The sequence below is a fragment of the Rhizobium sp. CFBP 13726 genome (genome assembly GCF_014841925.1).
Taxonomy (GTDB): domain Bacteria; phylum Pseudomonadota; class Alphaproteobacteria; order Rhizobiales; family Rhizobiaceae; genus Neorhizobium; species Neorhizobium soli.
Genome location: NZ_JACYUU010000002.1, coordinates 1,045,384 through 1,065,001, shown reverse-complemented (window position 1 = coordinate 1,065,001; position 19,618 = coordinate 1,045,384). Strand labels below are relative to the sequence as shown.

Genomic DNA, 19,618 nt, shown 5'->3' with positions numbered 1-19,618 from the left:
AACAACTGTTCATCGCGTCAACAGTTGTTTTGCGCGCGCTTCACGCCGTCAGTTGCGCACCCGAAGACCGTCCATCAGAAGCATGATCAGCCGATTGCCGCTGGCGCGCCATTCGGGCGAATCCGGAATGGAATAGATGCTCGACATGGCATGCATCAGATCCGCCTGGCCGATATCGCTGCGGATGAGCTCGGCCTCGCGGCCGTTTGTTAGAAGTCTGTCGAGCGCATGCCGTATCGTTCCGAAGCCTTCGGAAAACAGTGTGGTGTTGGAGCTGGCGATGATTTTCAGGCTGTTGGCCATGCCGCGCTTGGTCGCCATATAGCCCACGAAGCGCAGCATCCAGAGCTCCAGTGCCTTGTCGGCCGGATGGTTGGCGGCAAGTTCGTCCGCGGCTGCCGCCAGTGCCGTCAGCTCGCGGCGATAGACGAGTTCGACCAGATGTTCGCGGGTCGGGAAATGCCGATAGAGCGTGCCGATGCCGACGCCGGCCTGGCGGGCAATCTCTTCCAATGAGGTCTCGACGCCCTTTTCCGCAAATGCCTGCGCTGCCACCTCGACCAGCTTGTCGCGGTTGCGGCGAGCGTCCGCGCGAAGTTTCGGAGCCGGGGTCTGTGCATTTTTCGGCGTGGCCAAAGCCCGAAATCCTGTTCCAGTGGTTAGGCTCTCTGGGGTCGTAATCCTGGTTTCCGGCATCCTGAAACGGATGTTTTCGAAATCCAGCCTTGACTGATCTCAGCGAGCGGCTAGTTTAAACGGAGTTGCCTCCGTTTGAGGCGGCGCATATGTCTTTTTAGATCAGAAGGCGGCCGGATGTCATGTCGAAAGATGTCGCTCCGCCTTATCGACCGCGATCGGCGGCGCGCGTTTAGACGATATCAGGGACCCATGCCCTCGCCAGACGGCCGGTCCAGCCTAATTCTTTGAAATTCTCTTCGTGAAGATTGCAGGAGCCTGTCATGACACGAACCATTCACCTCAACCTCGATATCAACGGCAAGGGTTACGACCTCGATGTCGAGCCGCGCGTGACGCTGCTCGATGCGCTGCGCGACCATCTTGTTCTCACCGGAACCAAAAAGGGTTGCGACCAGGGCCAGTGCGGCGCCTGCACCTGCCATGTGGATGGCAGACGGGTACTATCCTGTCTCACCCTGGCGGCCCAGGTCGAAGGCCGTCAGGTAGAAACGATCGAAGGACTGTCCGGGGCCGACGGAACCTTGCATGCGGTTCAGGCGACTTTCCTGGAGCAGGACGCCTTCCAGTGCGGTTATTGCACGCCGGGCCAGATCATGTCGGCAGTCGCCTGTATCCGTGAGGGTCATGCGGGATCGGATGCGGAAATCCGCGAATATATGTCCGGCAATCTCTGTCGCTGCGGCGCCTATAACAGCATCGTGGCTGCGGTGCGCCAGGCGGCGCAGGCCGTCGTTCCCTCGAATAAGGAGATGGCCGATGCGTGATTTTTCCTATCTTCGCGCCGCCACCCTCGATGAGGCCCGCCAGGCGGTGCTGCAGGCAGGGGCATCCATTCTGGCGGGCGGCACGACCCTGATCGACCTTGCCAAATGCGGCGTTGCCGAGCCGGAGACGGTCGTCGATATCTCCCATCTCAAAGGTCTCTCCGGCATCGAGGTCACACCCAGCTCGGTCACCATCGGCGCGCTTTCGCGCATGTCTGACGTCGCCGATCATGCGGGGATCAAGTCGGAACTCCCGGCTGTCTCGGAATCGCTCCTGCTGGCGGCGTCGGCGCAGCTGCGCAACATGGCGACGATCGGCGGGAACGTGATGCAGCGCACGCGCTGTCCGTATTTCCGCGATCCCGGCACGTTTCCGGCCTGCAACAAGCGCAATCCCGGCTCCGGCTGTTCGGCGCTTGGCGGCATCACCCGCAACCATGCGGTTCTCGGCACCAGCGAGCACTGTCTCGCCTCCAATCCGGGCGATCTGGCTGTGGCGCTTGTCGCCTTCGATGCCGTCGTCGATCTCGGTTCCCGCAGGGTTCCATTCGACGAGTTCTTCCTCCTGCCCGGCGATACCCCGGACCGGGAAACCGTGCTTCAGCCCGGCGAGATGATCGTCGGCCTGTCGATCCCCAAAAGCGCTGCCGCGAAAAACTCCACCTACCTGAAGGTCCGCGATCGCCAGTCTTACGAGTTTGCGGCCGCAAGCGCTGCGGTCGGCCTGGAACTGGAGGACGATGGCCGCACGGTCAGGGATATCCGCGTGGCACTTGGCGGCGTTGCCACCAAGCCATTGCGGGCGCGCGCCGTCGAACAGGCACTGATCGGCAAAGTGCTCGACGCTTCGACCATCAAGACGGCGAGCCTTCTTGCCATGGAGGGCGCCGTTGCGCAGGGCGATAACACATACAAGATCGATCTTGCGCCACGGGTCATTGCCCGGGCGATCGAGACGGTCTCGACGGACAAATCTGGAGGTCTCGCATGACTATTATGCCCCCCCGCAAACACGGCGATGCCTCCGACGGCATGGTCGGCGGACGTCTGACCCGGTTCGAAGGCAGCCTCAAGCTCACAGGTGCTGCCACCTATGCGCTGGAATACCCGATCGATAACCTCGCCCACGCGGCCCTCGTGCAGAGCACGATTGCCGCAGGCCGCGTCGTCAGCGTCGATGCGACCAGAGCGTTGGCTTCGCCCGGCGTGCTGATGGTGCTGACACCGGAAGACGATCTCGGATTGCGTGTTTCCGCCGACTGGCAGGGCAACCGGCCGGAAGACAAGCCCTATCATCCGCTGCCGCGCGAGGTGCAGTTCAACGGCCAGTCGATTGCAGCCGTGATTGCCGAAAGCCGCGAACAGGCGACAGAGGCCGCAAAGCTTGTTGTCGTCACCTATGAGGAAACGTCGCCGGTCATGAGCATCGACGACCCCGCGGCTGGCGAAGGCAAGCTGATGGACAATCTCACCATCGGCTGGGGAGATGCGGAAGCAGCCCTTGCGGCATCGCCGGTCCGGATCGAAAGCGAATACAGCACGCCGCGCGAATATCACTGCGCGATGGAGCCGCACGGGCTGACGGCCAAGTGGGACGGCGACGAGCTGACAATCTGGGAACCGAGCCAGTGGTCGCACGGCATGGCCCGCATGTATGCCGAATGGTTCGACATGGACTATGAAAAGGTGCGGATCATCTCGCCCTATATCGGCGGCGGTTTCGGCTCCAAGGGGCAGCCGCTCGCCTATGGCGCGGTGGCGGTTGCGGCAGCGAGAAAGCTCGGCCGGCCGGTCCAGCTTGCCGTCACACGGCCGCAGAACTTCACCAGCTATGGCGGTCGTGCGGCAACCCGGCAGACGATCGCGCTCGGCGCCACCGAAGACGGCGTGCTGCAGGCGATCGTCCACCGCGGCCGGACCGAGACGTCAGTCTATATGGATTACCCGGAACAGACCGGAGCAGCGACGCCCATCCTCTACAAGGTGGAGAACTTCTCCTCCCAGTCGCGCGTCGTGCCGGTCAACACCGTCACACCGGGCGCGCTTCGGGGACCGGGCAAGAACCCGAGCGCCTACGGCATCGAAAGCGCCATGGAAGAGCTTGCCTACAAGCTGGATATGGATCCGCTGGAACTGCGGCTGAAGAACTATGCCGATCACGACTATCAGTCGGGCAAGCCGTGGTCGACGCGGATGCTGCGCGAAGCCTTGACGCAAGGGGCTGCCGCCTTCGGCTGGGAAAAGCGCAGCCATCAGCCCCGCTCGATGCGGGACGGCAAGACGCTGATCGGCTGGGGCATCGGCTGCGGCACGTTCCCGGTCATCCGGGCACCGTCGGAAGCGATGATCCGCGTCCTCGCGAACGGTCGCGTCGAGGTGGTCAGCGGCTCGATCGACATGGGGCAGGGCACCTATACGATCCTTGCCCAGACGGCAGCAGAAGCGCTCGGCGTGCCGGTCTCAGAGGTCGACGTGCTCCTGGGTGACAGCCGCATGCCGGGCTCATCGATCGCCGGCGGATCAATGCTGGCGGGATCCATCACCGGTGCCGTGCACAAGGCCGCGATCGCAGCCCGCGACGAACTGATCGGCCTTGCGCTCAACGAGACCGGCTCGCCGTTCCGCGATACCGGCGCCAACACGCTCTCGCTGGTTGGCGGGCGGATCGAGGCATCACGCGGCGGTGGACCATCGCTGTCGCTGCAGGAGCTGATGCAGGCTCTCGGCCGCAATGAGCTCGAGATCCGCCGCAACACGCTTGCCGAAAACGCGCAGTCGCCTGATGATCAGAAACAGGCCTGGACCACCATGTCGAAAGTGCAGGGGCCGACCTCGGGCGACCTCTCGATGCACAGCTGGGCTGCCCATTTCGTCGAAGTCCGGATCGATGAGGATTTCGGGACGATCCGGGTGTCGCGCATGGTCTCTGCCTTCGATTGCGGCCGCCTCTACAATCCGAAGCTGGTGGAAAGCCAGTGGAAGGGCGGCATCATCATGGGCATCGGCCAGGCACTGCTTGAGGAAGGTGTCGTCGATCCGCGCAACGGCCGCACCATCAACAGCAACATGGCGGACTATCTGGTGCCGACCAATGCCGACATTCCGGATATCGAGGTGATCTCGGTCGGCGTGCCGGATCTTGATGCATCCACGCTGGGCGGCAAAGGAGTGGGCGAAGTCGGCATCGTCGGCGTCGCCCCGGCAATCGCCAACGCCGTCTTCCACGCGACAGGCAAACGCATCCGCGACCTGCCGATCACGCTGGAAAAACTGATGTGATCTTATGGGCTGTCGCCTCTGGCGGCAGCCTTTCTCACACTTTGCGGTATCGGCTGGCTTGAACGTCGCTTGCGGCGTTACCGCAACCCAAGAGGTCCCCACACCCTTACGTCGCCAGAACTTCTTTTCGGATCACCAAGGACCGAGTGGGTATAGCTTGAGTTAGGCTTTGCATCCGGCACTCTGGACGGAAACGTAGTGCGCGCATACAGCATGACGCGGGCATCTGCCTTGGGATTTCCAGTCGATTTCCTCATGGAAACTGTGGCCATTTTTCCCGCCGCATCTGTCCTGATCAGGACCTCTCCAATTCTTTCGCCAGGACTGCAGCCGACAACGAGAAAGCTCAGTAAGAATAGGGCTATCGGACGCATGAAAATTCCTGGAGCAACGGACGGGTGATCAACTTTTCGTTGCATATTCTTTCAGGCAAAGCAACGGGATAGGCCGCAGCCGCTCAATCCTCCGAATACCTTTCCTCGGCCCAGGGATCACCGCGCATGTGGTAGCCGTTCTTTTCCCAGAAGCCGGCATTGTCGATGCCGAGGAAGTCGATCCGTTTCAGCCATTTCGCGCTTTTCCAGAAGTAGAGATGCGGCACGACGAGGCGCACCGGTCCGCCATGCTCCTCGGTCAGCGGCTTGCCATCCCAGTGGGTGACGATGAGTGCGTCGGCCACGGCGAAATCGGAGAGGAGAACGTTGGTCGTGTAGCCGTCATAGGCGGTCAGCATCACTGCGGTCGCCTTGTCGGTCGGCTCAACGGCATCTAGCAGGTCGCGGGTGGAAACGCCTTTCCAGTCGTTGTCGTAGCGCGACCAGGTCGTCACGCAGTGGATATCGGAGCGCATCTCGGTCTGCGGCAGGGCCTGGAAACTTTCCCAGTTGAAGGTCGTCGGCTTGTTGACGAGGCCGTAGATGTCGAGCTTCCACTGCGCCGGCGAAATGCTGGGCTGCTGGCCGAGATCGAGCACCGGCCAGTTCTTGACCAGATGCTGGCCGGGCGGCAGGCGGTCGGTATCGGGCCGCGCATGCCGGCCGGTCAGGAATTTTCCCTCATCGGCCCATTTGCGCTTGGTGCTGGTGAGCTTGGAATCCTGCGGAAGATTGTCGTCCATAAGTGGTTCTCCTTGCCTCCGAGGATAATCTGATAAACAACAAGGGCAATCAATTCCTGATGCCCCTTCCCAAGATTTCGTCGAGACCCCATGCCCGCCTCCCATCCGCGCCTGAATGCCCGCTTCAACCCCTTGATCGAACAACTGTCCCTGCCACCGGTTCCAGCCGTCGCGGCCTGGGGTCGTGCCTATGACAAGGCTCTGGGGCCGCTGATCGACCTGTCGCAGGCGGTGCCCGGTTATCCCGCCCATCCGGATATGCTGCGGCTTCTGGGCGAGACGGCGTCGTCCAAGGCCTATACCGGCTACGGCCCGATCGAGGGCGAGACGGTTCTGCGCACCGCCTATGCAAGCCACGTCTCCGAGGTCTATGGCGCAGCGCTTGGCGAGGCAAACATCCACATCACCTCCGGCTGCAACCAGGCTTTCGTCTGCGCGGCGATGACGGTCGCGGGCCCCGGCAGCACCATCCTGATGACCGAGCCGTTCTATTTCAACCACGAAACGACGCTTGCCATGATGGGCATCGGCACCGCCTTCGTGCCCTGTTCTGCCGAAAACGGGTTCCTGCCGGATCTGGTGTCGCTCGAAGCCGCGATGACGGATGGGGTGAAGGCGCTGGCGCTGGTGTCGCCCAACAATCCGACCGGCGCCATCTATCCGCCGTCGCTGCTCGAGGCGATCTTCAAGCTCTGCCAGGAAAAAGGCATCTGGCTGATCCTCGACGAAACCTATCGCGATTTTCTGCCGCAAGCCGGAAGTCGTGCCCATGGCCTGTTTTCGCAGTCCGGCTGGGAAGAAACGCTGATCAGCCTCTACAGCTTTTCCAAATCCTTCTGCATTCCCGGTCACCGGCTCGGCGCCATCACCGCCGGCGAGGCGGCGATCGGTCAGATCGCCAAGATCATGGACAATCTGCAGATCTGCGCCCCGCGTGCCGCCCAGGCAGCCGTTGCCGAAGCGCTGCCGCTGCTCGCCGCCTGGCGCGAGGAAAACCGCCAGGAAATCGGCCGCCGCGCCGAAGCGCTGAAAGCCGTCATGCGCAGTGTCTCCGACTGGAAACTCGATGCGATCGGCGCCTATTTCGCCTTCGTTCGGCATCCTTTCCCGGGCAGGCGCTCGGCCGAGGTTGCCGAACAGCTCGCCAAACGCGCCGGCATCAGCTGCATCCCCGGCGTCTATTTCGGGCAAGGCCAGGATGGCTATCTGCGGTTTGCCTTCGCCAATGCGGATGTCGAAACCATCGGTCTTCTGGAAGAACGTTTGCGGAACTTTTCGCTGTCGTAAAGCGGCGGCCGGCTCTATAAGGAACCATGGTTCAAAGAGCAGGCAGCGCCGATCTTCCGCTTCATGGTGGCCGGGTTCCCCGGTGGCTGGGCGACCGCATGACCAAGCTCGGTGCCGTCATTACCGAAGCCATCGTCCTGCATTACGGCCGTGACGAATTGCTCAGCCGGTTGGCGCATCCGTTCTGGTTTCAATCCTTCGGGTCGGTGATGGGCATGGACTGGCATTCGTCCGGCATCACCACCAGCGTCATCGGCGCGCTCAAACGCGGGCTGACGCCGATGTCGGGCGAACTCGGCATTCATGTCTGCGGCGGTCGCGGCCGCAATTCGCGGCAGACGCCGGACGAACTGATCGCCATCGGCAACCGCGTCGGCATCGATGGTTTGGCGCTTGCCAAGACCAGCCGGCTCGTCGCCAAGGTCGACAGCGCCGCCGTTCAGGATGGTTTCGATCTCTATCTGCACGGTTTCATCGTCACCGACGATGGCAAATGGGTCGTCGTCCAGCAGGGCATGAACGGCGACCGGAAACAGGCGCGGCGCTATCACTGGCAGTCACAGGGCCTGAAAAGCTTCGTGGATTCGCCGCATGCAGCGATCGAGGGCCGCGGCCAGGGTGACATCGTCAACCTCGCCGATCACCGGGCAGAGGCCTCGCGCCATGGCCAGCTCGATCTGCTCGCATCGCTCGGCCCAGACCGCATCGTGCGCGAGGTGATCGCCATCGATCCGGGCCGGCAGCGCAAGAAGGATCTGTCGCAGCCGATATTGCCGCATCTGATCATGCCTGACCATCACGACGTCCGTCAGGAAGACGTCAACATGAGACGCCTGCATGGCACGCTTGCCGCCGCTGCCGATCGTGGGCCGAAGGATTTCGAGGATCTGCTTCTGACGCCGGGCGTCGGCGCCCGGACGGTGTCAGCGCTCGCGTTGGTCGCCGAAGTCGTGCACGGCGCACCCTGCCGTTTTTCCGATCCGGCGCGGTTTTCGCTCGCCCATGGCGGCAAGGACCGGCATCCGTTCCCGGTACCGATCCGGGTCTATGACGAGACGATCAGGGTGATGAAATCGGCCGTCGGCAAGGCAAGGCTTGGCCGCGACGAGGAAATGCAGGCACTGCGCCGCCTCGACGACCAAGCCCGCCAGCTCGAAAAATACGTGACCGGCCCCGACCTCAAGGAAATCGTCGCCGGCGAATTTTCCCACTCGCACGAATGGGGCGGACGCAGTGTGTTCGGCTGGGAGCCGGCGGCGGAAGACGATAAACGGACGGGATAGTTGCCTTCTGCGATCGTCCCATATCCACCGAAACTGAAGGCACCTCGTTCCAGAGATGGCCGGGAGACCAGCAATTTGACGCATGAAACGGAGACGCGAAGCGCCGGGTGGCGATCGTTCGCGGCCGATACGTTAGCCCTCATCCTGTTCTTCACCACGACCGGCATCATCAACGAGCGGTTCGTTGCAGGAATGAGCTGGGAGCAGGTTTTTGACGCGCGCCTTCTCGGTGCCGTGCTGATGGTTCCGTCGGGACGTCCATACGGGCTCTGGCGAGACTGGGTGATGCGCTTTGCCGGCCCCGGGCGCATGTCGCAGATCCTGTGGGATACGCTCGCGCTCGTCAGCTTCCAGGTGCCGCTCTATGCCGCAATCCTCGCCATCACCGGGGCTGATAGCGCTGAGCTTTTGCGGGGAACACTGGGTGTGATCGTGATCATGCTGGCATCGGGTCGGCCCTACGGAGCCTTCCTCAACTTCATCAGGCGCCGCTTCGGTCTGTCGCCGGGCGGAACGAAGCCAATGTCGCTCAACACGTGAATGCGCCCGGGAAGAACGCCCGGGCACATGATTCTATCGGCGCTCGCTCCCTTACGGGATCAGACGGTTTGCGCGCAGATCTTCAAACAGATCGAAGAAGGCATCGTCGGTCGGCTGGTATTCAAGGAAGCCGAGACGACGGCTTTTCGACATGTCGGTGACGACTTCGATCGGGCGTCCGAGATCGGCATCCGTATGCCACGGCGAGACGAGGCGGTTCATATCCGGTTCGGCCAGATTGTGGCGCTCGGCAATCTCGCGCCAGATCGCAGCATCCTCGGCCATCTGCTTTTCGAGCGGCTGTACGGTGCCATCGAAGGTGGCGGGTTCCAGCTCGAACCAGGCGGCAATGCGGCTCCACATCCACTTCCAGCGGAAGACATCGCCATTGACGACGTTGAATTCGCCGTTGGCTGCACCCGGTGTCGTGGAAGCCCAGAGGAGATGGCGGGCGAGAAGGTTGGCGCTGGTCATGTCGGTCAGACCCTCCCACTGCATCTCGACGCCCGGGAAGCGGAAGGGGCGGCCGGTGTGCTTGCAGATGGCAGCGTAGACGGCAAGCGTCGTGCCCATGTTCATGGCATTGCCGACAGCCTTGCCGACGATCGTGTGCGGGCGATGGACGCTCCAGGTAAAGCCGTCGCGGGCGGCTGCCGCAAACACTTCGTCTTCCTGGGCGTAGTAGAAATTATCGACCTCGAGGCGGCCCTGTTCCTCGCGGAACGGCGTCTGCGGCAGGGCGCCCTTGCCGTAGTTTTCGAATGGGCCGAGGTAATGCTTGAGGCCCGTCACCAGCGCCACGTGCTTCACCGAACCGGCCGGAGACAGCGCGTCGAGGACGTTGCGTACCATCGACGAATTAACGCGGATGTTTTCGGCTTCGGTCGACTGTCGCAGCCAGCTCGAGATGAACACATGCGAGGGATCAAGACCCGCCAGCGCTTTTGAAAGCGAGGCCGGATCGAGAAGATCCGCCGCCACCGGTGTCACGTTAGTCTGCTGCTGCGGTGTGCGCGAAAGGCCGAGAACCTGCCAGCCGTCGTCACCCAGAACCTTTGCTGTTGCGCTGCCGACGATGCCGCTTGCGCCCACGATCAATGCTTTTTTCGTCATAATTGCTCCTGTCGTTCTGACGGTGATCTAGTGTCTTGCGGCAGACTGTGCCAGAAGGCACCCGAATGGGACATAGGCACCCTGACGTAACCAGATGGGGAACAGATCATGCAGCCAGGCTCACCTGACAACGAATGGCGCGAAGACTGCGCACCGCGCCGCGTCCTCGACCTTTTCTCCTCGAAATGGACGAGCATGATCCTGCATGTGCTGGATACGCGGCTGGAGGGCTGTGCGCGCACCGGCGTTCTCCTGCGCAGCCTGCCCGGCATTTCCAAGAAAATGCTGACCCAGACCCTGCGTGACATGGAAGCCTCGGGTCTTGTCATCAGGCGCGTCTATGGCACGGTGCCGCCGGCAGTCGATTATACGCTGACCCCGCTTGGCAAGCGCTTCGTCGAGCTGATCGATCTGCTCTACGGTTGGGGTCGAGACAATGCCGATGCGCTGGACGCGCTCAAAGCGAAGAAGGGCGAGGAAGCCTAGATCAGGGATTGGGCCTCCCAGTTCGGATGGAACGATGGTGGCCGGACCGTGTTCTCCTTGGGAACAAGGGAGACTTGCTATGTCAGACCAAAAAGACGTCGACCCCGCAGCCGATACGGCTTCCAAGGAAGCGACCCGGTTCGGCAGCAGCCAGCCCAAGGTTTCCGAACACTCAAGGGATAGCATCCACCCGGCCGCCGATGCGGCTGAGGATGTACAGGCTGACCACAAGGTCGAGAAGAGCTTTGGTACCGGCGAGGATGGGTCAGTGCGCAAGACGGATGCGGCAACCGTCGAACTCAATCGCGCCCGCAAGGCGGCTGGAGCCGAAGGCTCCGGCGTCCCGAGCGATCATGAGGCCGACGCCGGCGACATCGGCGGCTGAGACTTCCACCCGCGGTCGCCGCGGGTGAGAGACTACTGGATATGCGGCGGCGCTTCTTCGCGCGCCGCGATCCGGCCGGCGAGTTCGCCGATGCGGCGGATCGCTCCCTCCAGCACATCATCAGGCACCGTCAGCGATATGCGCAGAAAGCCTGCCGCCTGATCGCCGAAGGACGTGCCGGGCATGACTGCCACCTTTTCCTCGCGCAGCAGTTCCCAGGCAAATTCCTCGCCACCGAGGCCTGTTGCCGTCACGTCGAGCAGGATGAACATCCCACCTTCCGGCATCATCGGCTTGACCAGATTGTTGCCCTTCAGCACAGTTTCGACGATCGCGGCGCGCCTGTGATAATTGGCGCGCATCACGTCGGCTGTCGGGAAGTTTTCAGACAGCGCCATGGCGGTCATGTCGGCAATAAAGGGCTGCACTCCGAACAGCATGATTTCGGACACCGGCAGCAGACGTTCGCAAAATTCCTCCGGGCCGGCTGCCCAGCCGGATCGGAAACCGGGTGCCGCATGCGACTTGGAGATGGACGAGACCACGATCGTGCGCTCCGCCAGTTCCGCCATGTCAAAGGGTGAGGCAAAGCTGGTGCCGTCGAAGATCAGCTGTTCATAAACCTCGTCGCAGATGATCCAGAGATCGTGCTTGCGGCAGATCTCGCCGATCCTTGCGATTTCGGAGGCTGACAGAACGGCACCGGTCGGGTTGTGCGGCGTGTTCAGAAGCAGCACCCGCGCTTCCGGCGTCACGGCACGTTCGAGATCGTCCGGCTGCATGTGGAATTTCTTCTCCGGCCGCAGCGGCACGGGGATCATATGCGCGCCGGTGGAGGCGATGACGCCCTCATAGGTCGCGTAGAGCGGATCGCCGACCAGCACGCCGTCGCCAGCGCCAACCAGGCCGGTCATGACGCAGTAGAGCGCGCTCTGGGTGCCGGGAAAGCAGAGAAAATTCTTTTCCGTCACGCCGGGGCGGCGTTTCGAATATTTCGCAACAAGCGCCTTCAGCGTATCCGGCTCGCCGCGGCCGTTGGAATAGCGGGTGCGACCGGCATACATGGCGCGCGCGGCCTCATCCAGCAGCGCTCGGTCAGGCACCACATCAGGCTCGCCGATCGTCAGCTCGACCACGTCCTCCCCCTCGGCCTTCATGCGCCTTGCGGTCAGATGCAGCGCCCAGCGGCCTGAACCGAGATGGGCGAGACGGTCGGTGATCGTGGCATAGCGCATGAATAGGCCTCATGTTCGAGGATTAGGATGGGCCGCCTCTAGCAAATACGCCGCGCCGGAGCAAATGGCGCGGCGATGGTGCTGGCGCTCAATCCTTGTTTCCCGTCCGGTAACGACCGCCCACATGCCGGGCCGGCAGTCTCAGTGCACCGAACAGCTTTTCGCGCAGCGTGCCTTCGCGATAGCCGGTCTTGTAGACACCGCGTTCCTGCAGAATGGGGATCACCAGCTCGATCACGTCGTCGAAACATTCCGGCACCACGGTGCGCGACAGGTTGAAGCCGTCGACATCGGCTTTCTCCATCCACTCCTGCAGGCGGTCGGCGATCTGTTCGGCGGAGCCCACCATCGGCATCTGGCGGCTGCCGAGAATCATCTGGTCCAGCAGCTTTCGCTTCGTCCATTGCGGTCCGGCGCTGCGGGTCATCGCCTCGACATTGGAGACGATGGCATCGCTTTTGCCGGTCTGGATCGGCTCGTCGAGATCATAGCGCGCGAAATCGATTCCGAGCGATGCGCTGGCATGCACAAGTGCTGCCTCGGAACTGGCATGGCTACGGTAATCCTCGAATTTTTCCTGCGCTTCCTTTTCCGTGCGGCCGGTGATGATGGTTGCGCCGACGAAGACTTTCAGGTCATCGGCGGTTCGGCCGCCGCTGAGCGCGCGGGCGCGGATGTCGTGGACGAGGTCCCGCACGCCTTCCATCTTCTGGCCGTTGACGAAGACGCATTCGGCGTGGGTTGCGGCAAAGGCGCGGCCGCGGGTGGAAGAGCCGGCCTGATAGAGAACCGGCGTTCTCTGCGGGGAGGGGGCGGACAGATGCATGGCGTCCAGCCGGTACTGCCGGCCTTCGTGGCTGATCTTTCGAACCTTGGCCGGATCCGCGTAGATACCAGCGGCGCGATCGAACACGACGGCATCGTCGTCCCAGCTGCCTTCCAGCAGCTTGTAGATCACGTCCATATATTCGTCGGCGAGATCGTAGCGGTCGTCATGTGCCATCTGCGCGTCGAGGCCGATCGCTTTCGCCGCGCTGTCGAGATAGCCCGTCACGATATTCCAGCCGATCCGACCACCGGTCAGGTGATCGAGCGTCGACATGCGGCGGGCAAACAGGAAGGGTTGCTCGTAGGTGAGGTTCGCCGTCACACCGAAGGAGAGGTGCTTCGTCACCGCCGCCATGGCCGGCACCAGCAGCATGGGATCGTTGACCGGCACCTGCACGGCGCCCCTCAAGGCCGCATCCGGGCTTTCGCCATAGACGTCGTAGACGCCCACCACATCTGCCAGGAAAATCCCGTCGAACAGGCCGGCTTCCAGCCGTTTGGCGTAATCCGTCCAATAGGCGAGTTCGGTGTAACGGTTGGACTGGTCGCGCGGATGCGTCCACAATCCGTGCTGGATATGGCTGACACAGTTCATGTCGAAGGCGTTGAATCGGATTTCGCGCAAAGAGCATTCCTCCGCGTTGCAGATCTGGTGCGTCTCTTATAAGTTCCTATCGTCCACTATAGAAGACGATCGTTCGGAGGCAAGCGGATAAAGCCATGGAAGCAGATGTTGGAGATGCCATCGCATCGCGGCTCAGAACGGAACGCGAGACACGCAAATGGTCGCTTGCGGAACTCGCCGAACGCTCCGGCGTGTCGAAGGCGATGATCAGCAAGATCGAGCGCAGCGAGGCCAGTCCATCGGCCGCCGTGCTCGGCCGGCTGTCCGGCGCTTTCGGCCTGCCGCTGTCGGTGCTTCTGGCACTGGCGGAAGGCGGGGAGGAGCGGCTGCGCGTCCAGTCGGGCCAGCCGGTCTGGACCGATCCCGAGACCGGCTATACCCGCCGGGCCCTGTCGCCGCCCAATGCGCCGCTCGAACTGATCGAGGTTCTGCTGCCGCCTGCCGTGCGCGTTCCCTATCCGGCCTCCGCCTTCGCCTTCCAGCATCAGCAGATCTGGCTTCTCGCGGGCGCGCTCGATTTCATCGAAGGCACGGTGCGGCATTCTCTGAAGGAGGGCGATTGTCTCATGCTGGGGCCGCCCGCCGACTGCGTCTTCTTCAATCCCGGTAAGGTCCCGGCGCGTTACGTTGTGGCGCTTTCCCGAAGGTAACGGAGCAGAACGGCAGACGTGAAAAAGGCGCTTCCCGAAGGAAGCGCCAGTTGGGGAGATTGTGACTTTGCCGGTCGCGCTGATGGATGCGACCTACAAGTCCGTGAACACGAACCCCTAGCGGTTTGTTCCCGCAGAAAGTGTGAAATCCTTTTCTTGCCCGGAACGATCCGATATCCTGTCGGTTACACCGCAAGAACGGATCGAAGCCTGGGAGGAGGATGCGATGCTGGGATTGGGTCATTTCTGGAAACGGGTGCAGGCCCGCAAGGCGGAAACGGCAACGCCCGAGTTTGCCGATCGCAGTGATGCCGGCCGGCAGCTGACCGAGGCACTGCAAATCTCACAATCCTTGTCCTCTGTCGCCGGCGATCCCGTGGTGGTCGCCATGCCGCGCGGCGGCGTGCCGGTGGCGTTCGAAGTGGCGCAGCGGCTTGGACTGCATCTCGATCTCTTGATCCTGCGCAGGATCGCTGCCCCCGGCCACCCGGAATTTAACATCGGCGCCGTTGTCGACGCCAAAGAACCAATCGTCCATATCGACGAGGCAAGCGTGCGGCGCTTTCCCCTGCCTCCTGGCTATCTTAACACGGAGCGGCAGCATCAGATCGCCGAGGTCGACCGCCATCACCGGATGTATTTCGGCGAGGATCACGCCGACGAGCACGATCTTGCCGGGCGTCACGTCATACTGATCGATGAGGGGCTTTCCGATGCCGGGTCGATGGAGGTCAGCATCCACGCGCTCAGGCAGCTGGGTGTCGCGATCATTACCCTTGCCTTACCGGTCGCCTCGCAGGACACGCTCGATGCAATCAGGGACAAGGTTGAAGACGTGGTCTGCCTGTCGATCCCGCCAACATTCGGCGATGTGGGTGACCACTACGAGGATTTCCCGGAAACCACCGATCAGGACGTCGTCCGGCTGCTCAAGGAAGCCAGACGGTCGGAGCGGTTGCTCAACTAGATTTCAATCGTCGCCAACAACGGCAAGTGGTCGGATGCCCGCCGCGTCAGCGGTGTCGAGACCACTTCCGCATCGATCACCTTGATGCTGTCGGAAACAAAGATGTGGTCGAGCCGAAGCAGCGGAAAGCGGGACGGAAACGTTGCCCGCCACGGTTTGACAAGCGCCGTCTGCACATCGGTCAGGCGCTTGGCCGCATGCCGGTAGGTCCTCGTGATCGGTGTCGAGTTGAAGTCGCCGATCAGAATGCGCGCCGGGTTTTCCTTCTCGAGGCCGCCGAGCCAGTCCGGGCCCGTCAGCTCCGTCATCTGCGCCATCCGGTCTTTACCGCGGAGTCCGAGATGGGTGTTGAAGACCTGCAGCGGTTTGCCACCGACGTCGATTTCCACCCAGACTGCGCCGCGCTGCTCGCCGATCGAGGAAAGCATGTCGGCCTTGATCACTTTCAGCGGCAGGGATGTCAGAATGGCGTCGCCGTAGCGTTCCTCGGCCACATGCAGCGCCGCGTGAAAATGGTAGTCCATCTCCACCTCGCGGGCGATGATATCGACCTGATCGACGCCACCGGTGCGCGAGCGGCCGACATCCAGTTCCTGCAGGCCGATAATATCAGGCTTCAACTCCGAGATGACGTCGGCGATCCGCGCGGGATCGAGCCGTCGATCGGCGCCGATGCAGCTATGCACGTTGTAGCTCAGGATTTTCAGGCGGCGCCGGGAGGAAGTTTGAGGCGAGGTGTCGGAGGGCGGTTTGGGAAGCGCATCGATCATAGCGCGGGAACACCTTGGACAGTCATTTCGTTCCACCCTGCACAGCATGAATGGAGATGGAATGAAGATCTGGCGGCCCCTCATCAAATGTCTTGTGGTTGCCGCGGTCTGCCTTGCCGCACTCCTCGTCTACCGCAGCCTGCAACGCTACACATGGGACGAAATCGAGGAGTCCGTGCTGTCCATCGCCGGCATTCGGTTGGTGGCCGCGTTCGGCTTCGTCATTCTCTCCTATGCCTGCCTTGGCATGTTCGATGCGCTTGGCGTGCGCTATGCGGGCAAGCCGCTTGCCTACCATAAGACGGCACTCGCGTCCTTCACAAGCCTGTCGATCGGCCACAATGTCGGCATGGCAGCGCTCAGCAGCGGCGCGGTCCGTTACCGGTTCTACTCCCGCTGGGGCCTTCAGCCTCAGGACATTGCCAAGGTCATCGTGTTTTGCGGCGCGACTGTTGGGTTGGGGCTTGCCACACTGGGCGGCATTGCCATGCTGCTCGATGTCAATGGATCGGACGACTTCTTCGGCCTTGGCAGGGGAGAGAGGGCCGCCATCGGTTTCGCCTGTCTGGCCGTGCCGGCTGCCTATCTACTGCTTTGCGCTTTCGTGCGCCGGCCGTTGCCCGTCCGCTCGTGGCGTTTCACGCCGCCGGATCTGTCGCTCGCGATCGGCCAGATCATCGTCGGCACACTGAATTTCCTCTGTGTCGCCTCCGCGATCCGCCAGCTGCTGCTTGCGTTTACCGATGTCGGATTCCTGCAGGTCGCCAGCGCCTACGTGACCGCAAATCTCGGCGCGCTGGTCAGCCACGTGCCGGGCGGTCTCGGCGTGCTGGAAGCGGTCATGCTGAACCTGTTGCCGGGCACATCGGCGATCGGGGCACTGATCGCCTTCCGCGTCCTCTACTTCTTCGTGCCGCTCGCGATCGGCGTACCGGTGCTGATCGCAAGCGAGGCCTATTACCGGCGTCAGGGAAGTGCCTATTCAGGCCGCGCGGCGGAAGGAAAGGCGTGAAAACAGCTTCCTGATCCCGGACTTGATCTCCGGGATCGGCCAGAACGGCTGTTTCGGATCGACAATGCCGGTGCCGATCAGCGAGGTGATCTCGCCCTTCAGCGTATCCACCTCGAACGGCCGCAGGCAACGTGGGTTGACGTTCAGGATGTCGATCGCCGCCAGCATCGATCCGGTCTGCTGAATGATGCGGGACACGTCTTCCTTGTTGGCGCAGAGATGCTCGGCCAGAAGATCGTCGCGCAGATCAAGGATTGCCTTTTGCGACGCAGCCTCGACGGTCTCGAGCGCGATATCGCATTCCGTATCGAGCCCTTCCGACCGGTTGTTGAGATTGGACGAGCCAACCCGCACGAAGCGGTCGTCGACCACGATCAGCTTGGAATGGACGATGATCTCGCGATCGTTGCCATCGGCATCCGGGGTCGTGGCGTAGTAGATCCGCAGCCGGCCGTAGCGATCCGCGCGCTTCAGGCGGCGGATCAGGCGGGTGCGGTTGTTGCCCATCATCAGCTTTTCGAGAAAGCCGTGGGATTCGCGCGTCACGATGATGACGATTTCCGGGCCCTGCGCTGCCTTGAGCTTGCGGGCAAGCGTGCGCGCCACGCCGAAGGAGGCGAGATACTGCGTCTCGATATAGAGGTGCCGCTCGGCTGCCTTCAGCGCATCATGGGTGAGCTTGATCGCCTCGCGATGACCGCGGCGACCCTTCCATTTCCAGGGTTCGGTCAGCGCAAGTCCGCTGCGGCAATTGGTGAGATTGGGTTCGAGATCCTGCGGCCAGGCGGCTTCGCCCGCAACCGTGACCGGTTCGAGCTCGATCTTCGTCACCTTCTTCCAGCGGCGGCGCGTCACGTCGCCGATCAGCCGGGCGATATCGCCGGTGACGATCGTCTGCATGTCGTGAACGGGACCATAGGTCGTGCCGTCGGGAGAGGTGCGGGCCGGGTTGATGCAGGCATGCCCACGGTCGTCCCAGCGGCGCGCGGTCAGATCGATGCCGCCGACAAAGGCGGTCCTGTCGTCGACCACGACGATTTTCTGGTGATGGCTGGCACGCAGCGGATGCTCGAAATCGAAGCGCAATTCGATGCGCGGATGGTCGTTCCAGTCCATCTTGCCGAACATCTTCAGGCTCTTGCCGGAATAGACCGGACCCATGCCCCAGACGAGGATGCGGATTTCCAGTTCCGGCTTTTCCTCGACCATGCGGCGCAGCGTAGCACCAAGCGTCGGGCAATCAGGATCGCGCGGACGCAGCTTGATACCAGGGTTGAAGTCCCAGCCGAGGATCATCACGGACCGTTCGGCCTGCTTCAACACGTCGTCCAGGCGCTGGTAGTATTCCTCGCCATCGATCAGGAAGCCGACGCGCTCGGCCTCGGCGCTGCGCCAGACGTTGCGGCCGGGTCGAATGATCGCACGGCCGGATGGCTCCGACCGGCGCCAGGACGAAAGTGCGGAAGAGCCTGTCTGGCTCGGCGAAGTTTTTGAAGAAAAATTAGACACGTCCACCTTTTGACCCCCGTCAATTGCGTGGCCCATCAACGCGCTAAGCTGCAAGATGTTCCAGGGACGCTGGAACATCGCGGACGTTGACGGGTTTACAGTCGTTGCGTACCAAATCGACCCGGGGGAAGACGTAACGAGGAGGACGTGAACATGACGCATGCGCGTGACAATTTCATTACTTGGCTACGCAATGCCCATGCGATGGAGGAACAGGCAGTCACGCTTCTGACAGCGCAGGCACGCCGGATCGAAAGCTACCCGGATCTCAAGGACCGCGTTCTGGAGCATCTCGAGGAAACCCGCGGCCACGTCGCGGCGCTGACCGAGATGCTGGAGAAGTTCGCCGTGACGACGCCGACCTTCAAGGACATGACCGCCAAGCTTGCCGCGACGGCCCAAGGTGTCGGCGGATTGCTGGTCAGCGACGAGGTCATCAAGACGATGACGACTGCCTTCGCATTCGAGCACACGGAAATCGCTACCTACAAGGTGCTGATTGCTGCCGCTGACGAACTGGACGAACCGGAAGCCGTCGCCGTCTTCGAACACATCCTGTCCGAGGAAGAAGACATGGCGGAATGGCTGAACGACAATATCGACAGCATCACGCGGATATTCCTGATGCGCGACGAGCGGGATCTCCAGGCGAAGCGGTAGGAGACGCCTCTGCTTCAGTCCTGACTTTTCAGAAGACCTGACAGGTCCAGCCGATGCTGGAGGGCGCCTTCGTCGCAGGCGCCGTGCTGGTAGAGATCGATGATCTCGGCCGCGAGGTTCTTTGCCGCCGTGCTTTCGCCAGACAAGCCGCGTTCGGCGCAGGCGGCATCGAAGACGTGCTGCAGGAAATCCAGTTCCCGCGGTTCCATTGCCGCATTGAATGCAGGTGTATTCATCTGTGGCCTCCCGTCGTGGAATGGATGTTGGGGGAGATCGCTCTGATGTCTTCCCGTCGCCGGCGGCCTTCGATTGTGCCGACGATGGGTGAAGTCTAAGCAAACTCCCCCCCGTTGCAAAGGGAGGGAGAAGGTTAAATTCCTGTAATGACGGGATTGTCAGTGAGCGCGCC

General features: G+C 62.2%; 20 protein-coding genes. 12 read left to right on the top strand and 8 right to left on the bottom strand.

Annotation, left to right across the window (positions count from 1 at the left end; genetic code table 11):
• Positions 1-48 precede the first annotated feature (48 nt).
• Complete coding sequence (locus tag IFT66_RS12330; protein WP_192077750.1) at positions 49-696, bottom strand: TetR/AcrR family transcriptional regulator; 648 nt, start codon at positions 694-696, stop codon at positions 49-51.
• A 263-nt stretch (positions 697-959) separates the two neighbouring features.
• On the opposite strand from IFT66_RS12330, the gene IFT66_RS12325 reads away from it, so the two are divergent.
• The 3 genes from IFT66_RS12325 to IFT66_RS12315 are packed head-to-tail and all read left to right on the top strand — an operon-like array spanning position 960 to position 4,742.
• Complete coding sequence (locus tag IFT66_RS12325) at positions 960-1,463, top strand: (2Fe-2S)-binding protein (RefSeq protein WP_192077749.1); 504 nt, start codon at positions 960-962, stop codon at positions 1,461-1,463.
• Positions 1,456-2,454: an FAD binding domain-containing protein gene (locus IFT66_RS12320; RefSeq protein WP_192077748.1), complete on the top strand. Its 999-nt coding sequence runs from the start codon at positions 1,456-1,458 to the stop codon at positions 2,452-2,454. The genes IFT66_RS12325 and IFT66_RS12320 overlap by 8 nt, the downstream gene beginning before the upstream one ends.
• Positions 2,451-4,742, top strand: a complete 2,292-nt coding sequence (locus IFT66_RS12315; RefSeq protein ID WP_192077747.1) for a xanthine dehydrogenase family protein molybdopterin-binding subunit — start codon at positions 2,451-2,453, stop codon at positions 4,740-4,742. Before IFT66_RS12320 ends, IFT66_RS12315 begins: the two co-directional genes overlap by 4 nt.
• A gap of 457 nt (positions 4,743-5,199) precedes the next feature.
• Here IFT66_RS12315 and IFT66_RS12310 read toward each other — a convergent pair whose 3' ends face one another.
• Positions 5,200-5,859 carry a sulfite oxidase-like oxidoreductase gene (locus tag IFT66_RS12310; RefSeq protein WP_192077746.1) on the bottom strand — a complete coding sequence of 220 codons (660 nt, stop codon included), beginning with the start codon at positions 5,857-5,859 and terminating at the stop codon, positions 5,200-5,202.
• 90 nt (positions 5,860-5,949) lie between these two features.
• Here IFT66_RS12310 and IFT66_RS12305 point away from each other — a divergent pair, with 90 nt between their 5' ends.
• The 3 genes from IFT66_RS12305 to alaE all read left to right on the top strand — a co-directional run bounded on the left by IFT66_RS12305 (position 5,950) and on the right by alaE (position 8,969).
• Entirely contained in the window at positions 5,950-7,146 is a 1,197-nt protein-coding gene (locus IFT66_RS12305) for an aminotransferase (protein ID WP_192077745.1), read from the top strand.
• A gap of 26 nt (positions 7,147-7,172) precedes the next feature.
• Positions 7,173-8,429, top strand: a complete 1,257-nt coding sequence (locus IFT66_RS12300; protein ID WP_192077744.1) for a DUF763 domain-containing protein — start codon at positions 7,173-7,175, stop codon at positions 8,427-8,429.
• A gap of 75 nt (positions 8,430-8,504) precedes the next feature.
• Positions 8,505-8,969: an L-alanine exporter AlaE gene (alaE, locus tag IFT66_RS12295; RefSeq protein WP_113111843.1), complete on the top strand. Its 465-nt coding sequence runs from the start codon at positions 8,505-8,507 to the stop codon at positions 8,967-8,969.
• Positions 8,970-9,020: 51 nt separating this feature from the next.
• On the opposite strand, the gene IFT66_RS12290 is transcribed toward alaE, so the two are convergent.
• Complete coding sequence (locus IFT66_RS12290; RefSeq protein ID WP_062581917.1) at positions 9,021-10,082, bottom strand: SDR family oxidoreductase; 1,062 nt, start codon at positions 10,080-10,082, stop codon at positions 9,021-9,023.
• A gap of 108 nt (positions 10,083-10,190) precedes the next feature.
• Between IFT66_RS12290 and IFT66_RS12285 the strand changes: the two genes are divergently transcribed.
• Positions 10,191-10,568, top strand: coding sequence for a winged helix-turn-helix transcriptional regulator (locus IFT66_RS12285; RefSeq protein WP_192077743.1), 378 nt, complete (start codon positions 10,191-10,193; stop codon positions 10,566-10,568).
• Between the two features lie 79 nt (positions 10,569-10,647).
• Positions 10,648-10,953, top strand: a complete 306-nt coding sequence (locus IFT66_RS12280; protein ID WP_192077742.1) for a hypothetical protein — start codon at positions 10,648-10,650, stop codon at positions 10,951-10,953.
• A gap of 32 nt (positions 10,954-10,985) precedes the next feature.
• Here IFT66_RS12280 and IFT66_RS12275 read toward each other — a convergent pair whose 3' ends face one another.
• The gene (locus IFT66_RS12275) at positions 10,986-12,188 is read right to left on the bottom strand and encodes a pyridoxal phosphate-dependent aminotransferase (protein ID WP_192077741.1); all 1,203 of its coding nucleotides are present in this window, start codon (positions 12,186-12,188) and stop codon (positions 10,986-10,988) included.
• Between the two features lie 88 nt (positions 12,189-12,276).
• Entirely contained in the window at positions 12,277-13,641 is a 1,365-nt protein-coding gene (locus IFT66_RS12270; protein WP_199864810.1) for an LLM class flavin-dependent oxidoreductase, read from the bottom strand.
• 95 nt (positions 13,642-13,736) lie between these two features.
• On the opposite strand from IFT66_RS12270, the gene IFT66_RS12265 reads away from it, so the two are divergent.
• Positions 13,737-14,291, top strand: coding sequence for a helix-turn-helix domain-containing protein (locus IFT66_RS12265; RefSeq protein ID WP_192077740.1), 555 nt, complete (start codon positions 13,737-13,739; stop codon positions 14,289-14,291).
• Between the two features lie 142 nt (positions 14,292-14,433).
• On the top strand, positions 14,434-15,258 hold the full coding sequence (locus IFT66_RS12260; RefSeq protein WP_342344767.1) for a phosphoribosyltransferase: 825 nt from the start codon (positions 14,434-14,436) through the stop codon (positions 15,256-15,258).
• On the opposite strand, the gene IFT66_RS12255 is transcribed toward IFT66_RS12260, so the two are convergent.
• The gene (locus tag IFT66_RS12255; RefSeq protein WP_192077739.1) at positions 15,255-16,028 is read right to left on the bottom strand and encodes an endonuclease/exonuclease/phosphatase family protein; all 774 of its coding nucleotides are present in this window, start codon (positions 16,026-16,028) and stop codon (positions 15,255-15,257) included. The genes IFT66_RS12260 and IFT66_RS12255 overlap by 4 nt on opposite strands.
• Before the next feature lie 61 nt (positions 16,029-16,089).
• Here IFT66_RS12255 and IFT66_RS12250 point away from each other — a divergent pair, with 61 nt between their 5' ends.
• A complete protein-coding gene (locus IFT66_RS12250; protein WP_192077738.1) occupies positions 16,090-17,040 on the top strand; it encodes a lysylphosphatidylglycerol synthase domain-containing protein in 951 nt (316 codons plus the stop codon).
• Here the strand turns inward: IFT66_RS12250 and IFT66_RS12245 are convergent.
• Positions 17,011-18,549 carry a phospholipase D-like domain-containing protein gene (locus IFT66_RS12245; protein WP_062583051.1) on the bottom strand — a complete coding sequence of 513 codons (1,539 nt, stop codon included), beginning with the start codon at positions 18,547-18,549 and terminating at the stop codon, positions 17,011-17,013. The two genes, IFT66_RS12250 and IFT66_RS12245, sit on opposite strands and share 30 nt — an antisense overlap.
• Before the next feature lie 153 nt (positions 18,550-18,702).
• Here IFT66_RS12245 and IFT66_RS12240 point away from each other — a divergent pair, with 153 nt between their 5' ends.
• Positions 18,703-19,209, top strand: a complete 507-nt coding sequence (locus tag IFT66_RS12240) for a ferritin-like domain-containing protein (RefSeq protein WP_062461507.1) — start codon at positions 18,703-18,705, stop codon at positions 19,207-19,209.
• 14 nt (positions 19,210-19,223) lie between these two features.
• Here the strand turns inward: IFT66_RS12240 and IFT66_RS12235 are convergent, their stop codons facing one another.
• Entirely contained in the window at positions 19,224-19,445 is a 222-nt protein-coding gene (locus IFT66_RS12235) for a hypothetical protein (protein WP_062461504.1), read from the bottom strand.
• Between the last annotated feature and the right edge of the window lie 173 nt (positions 19,446-19,618).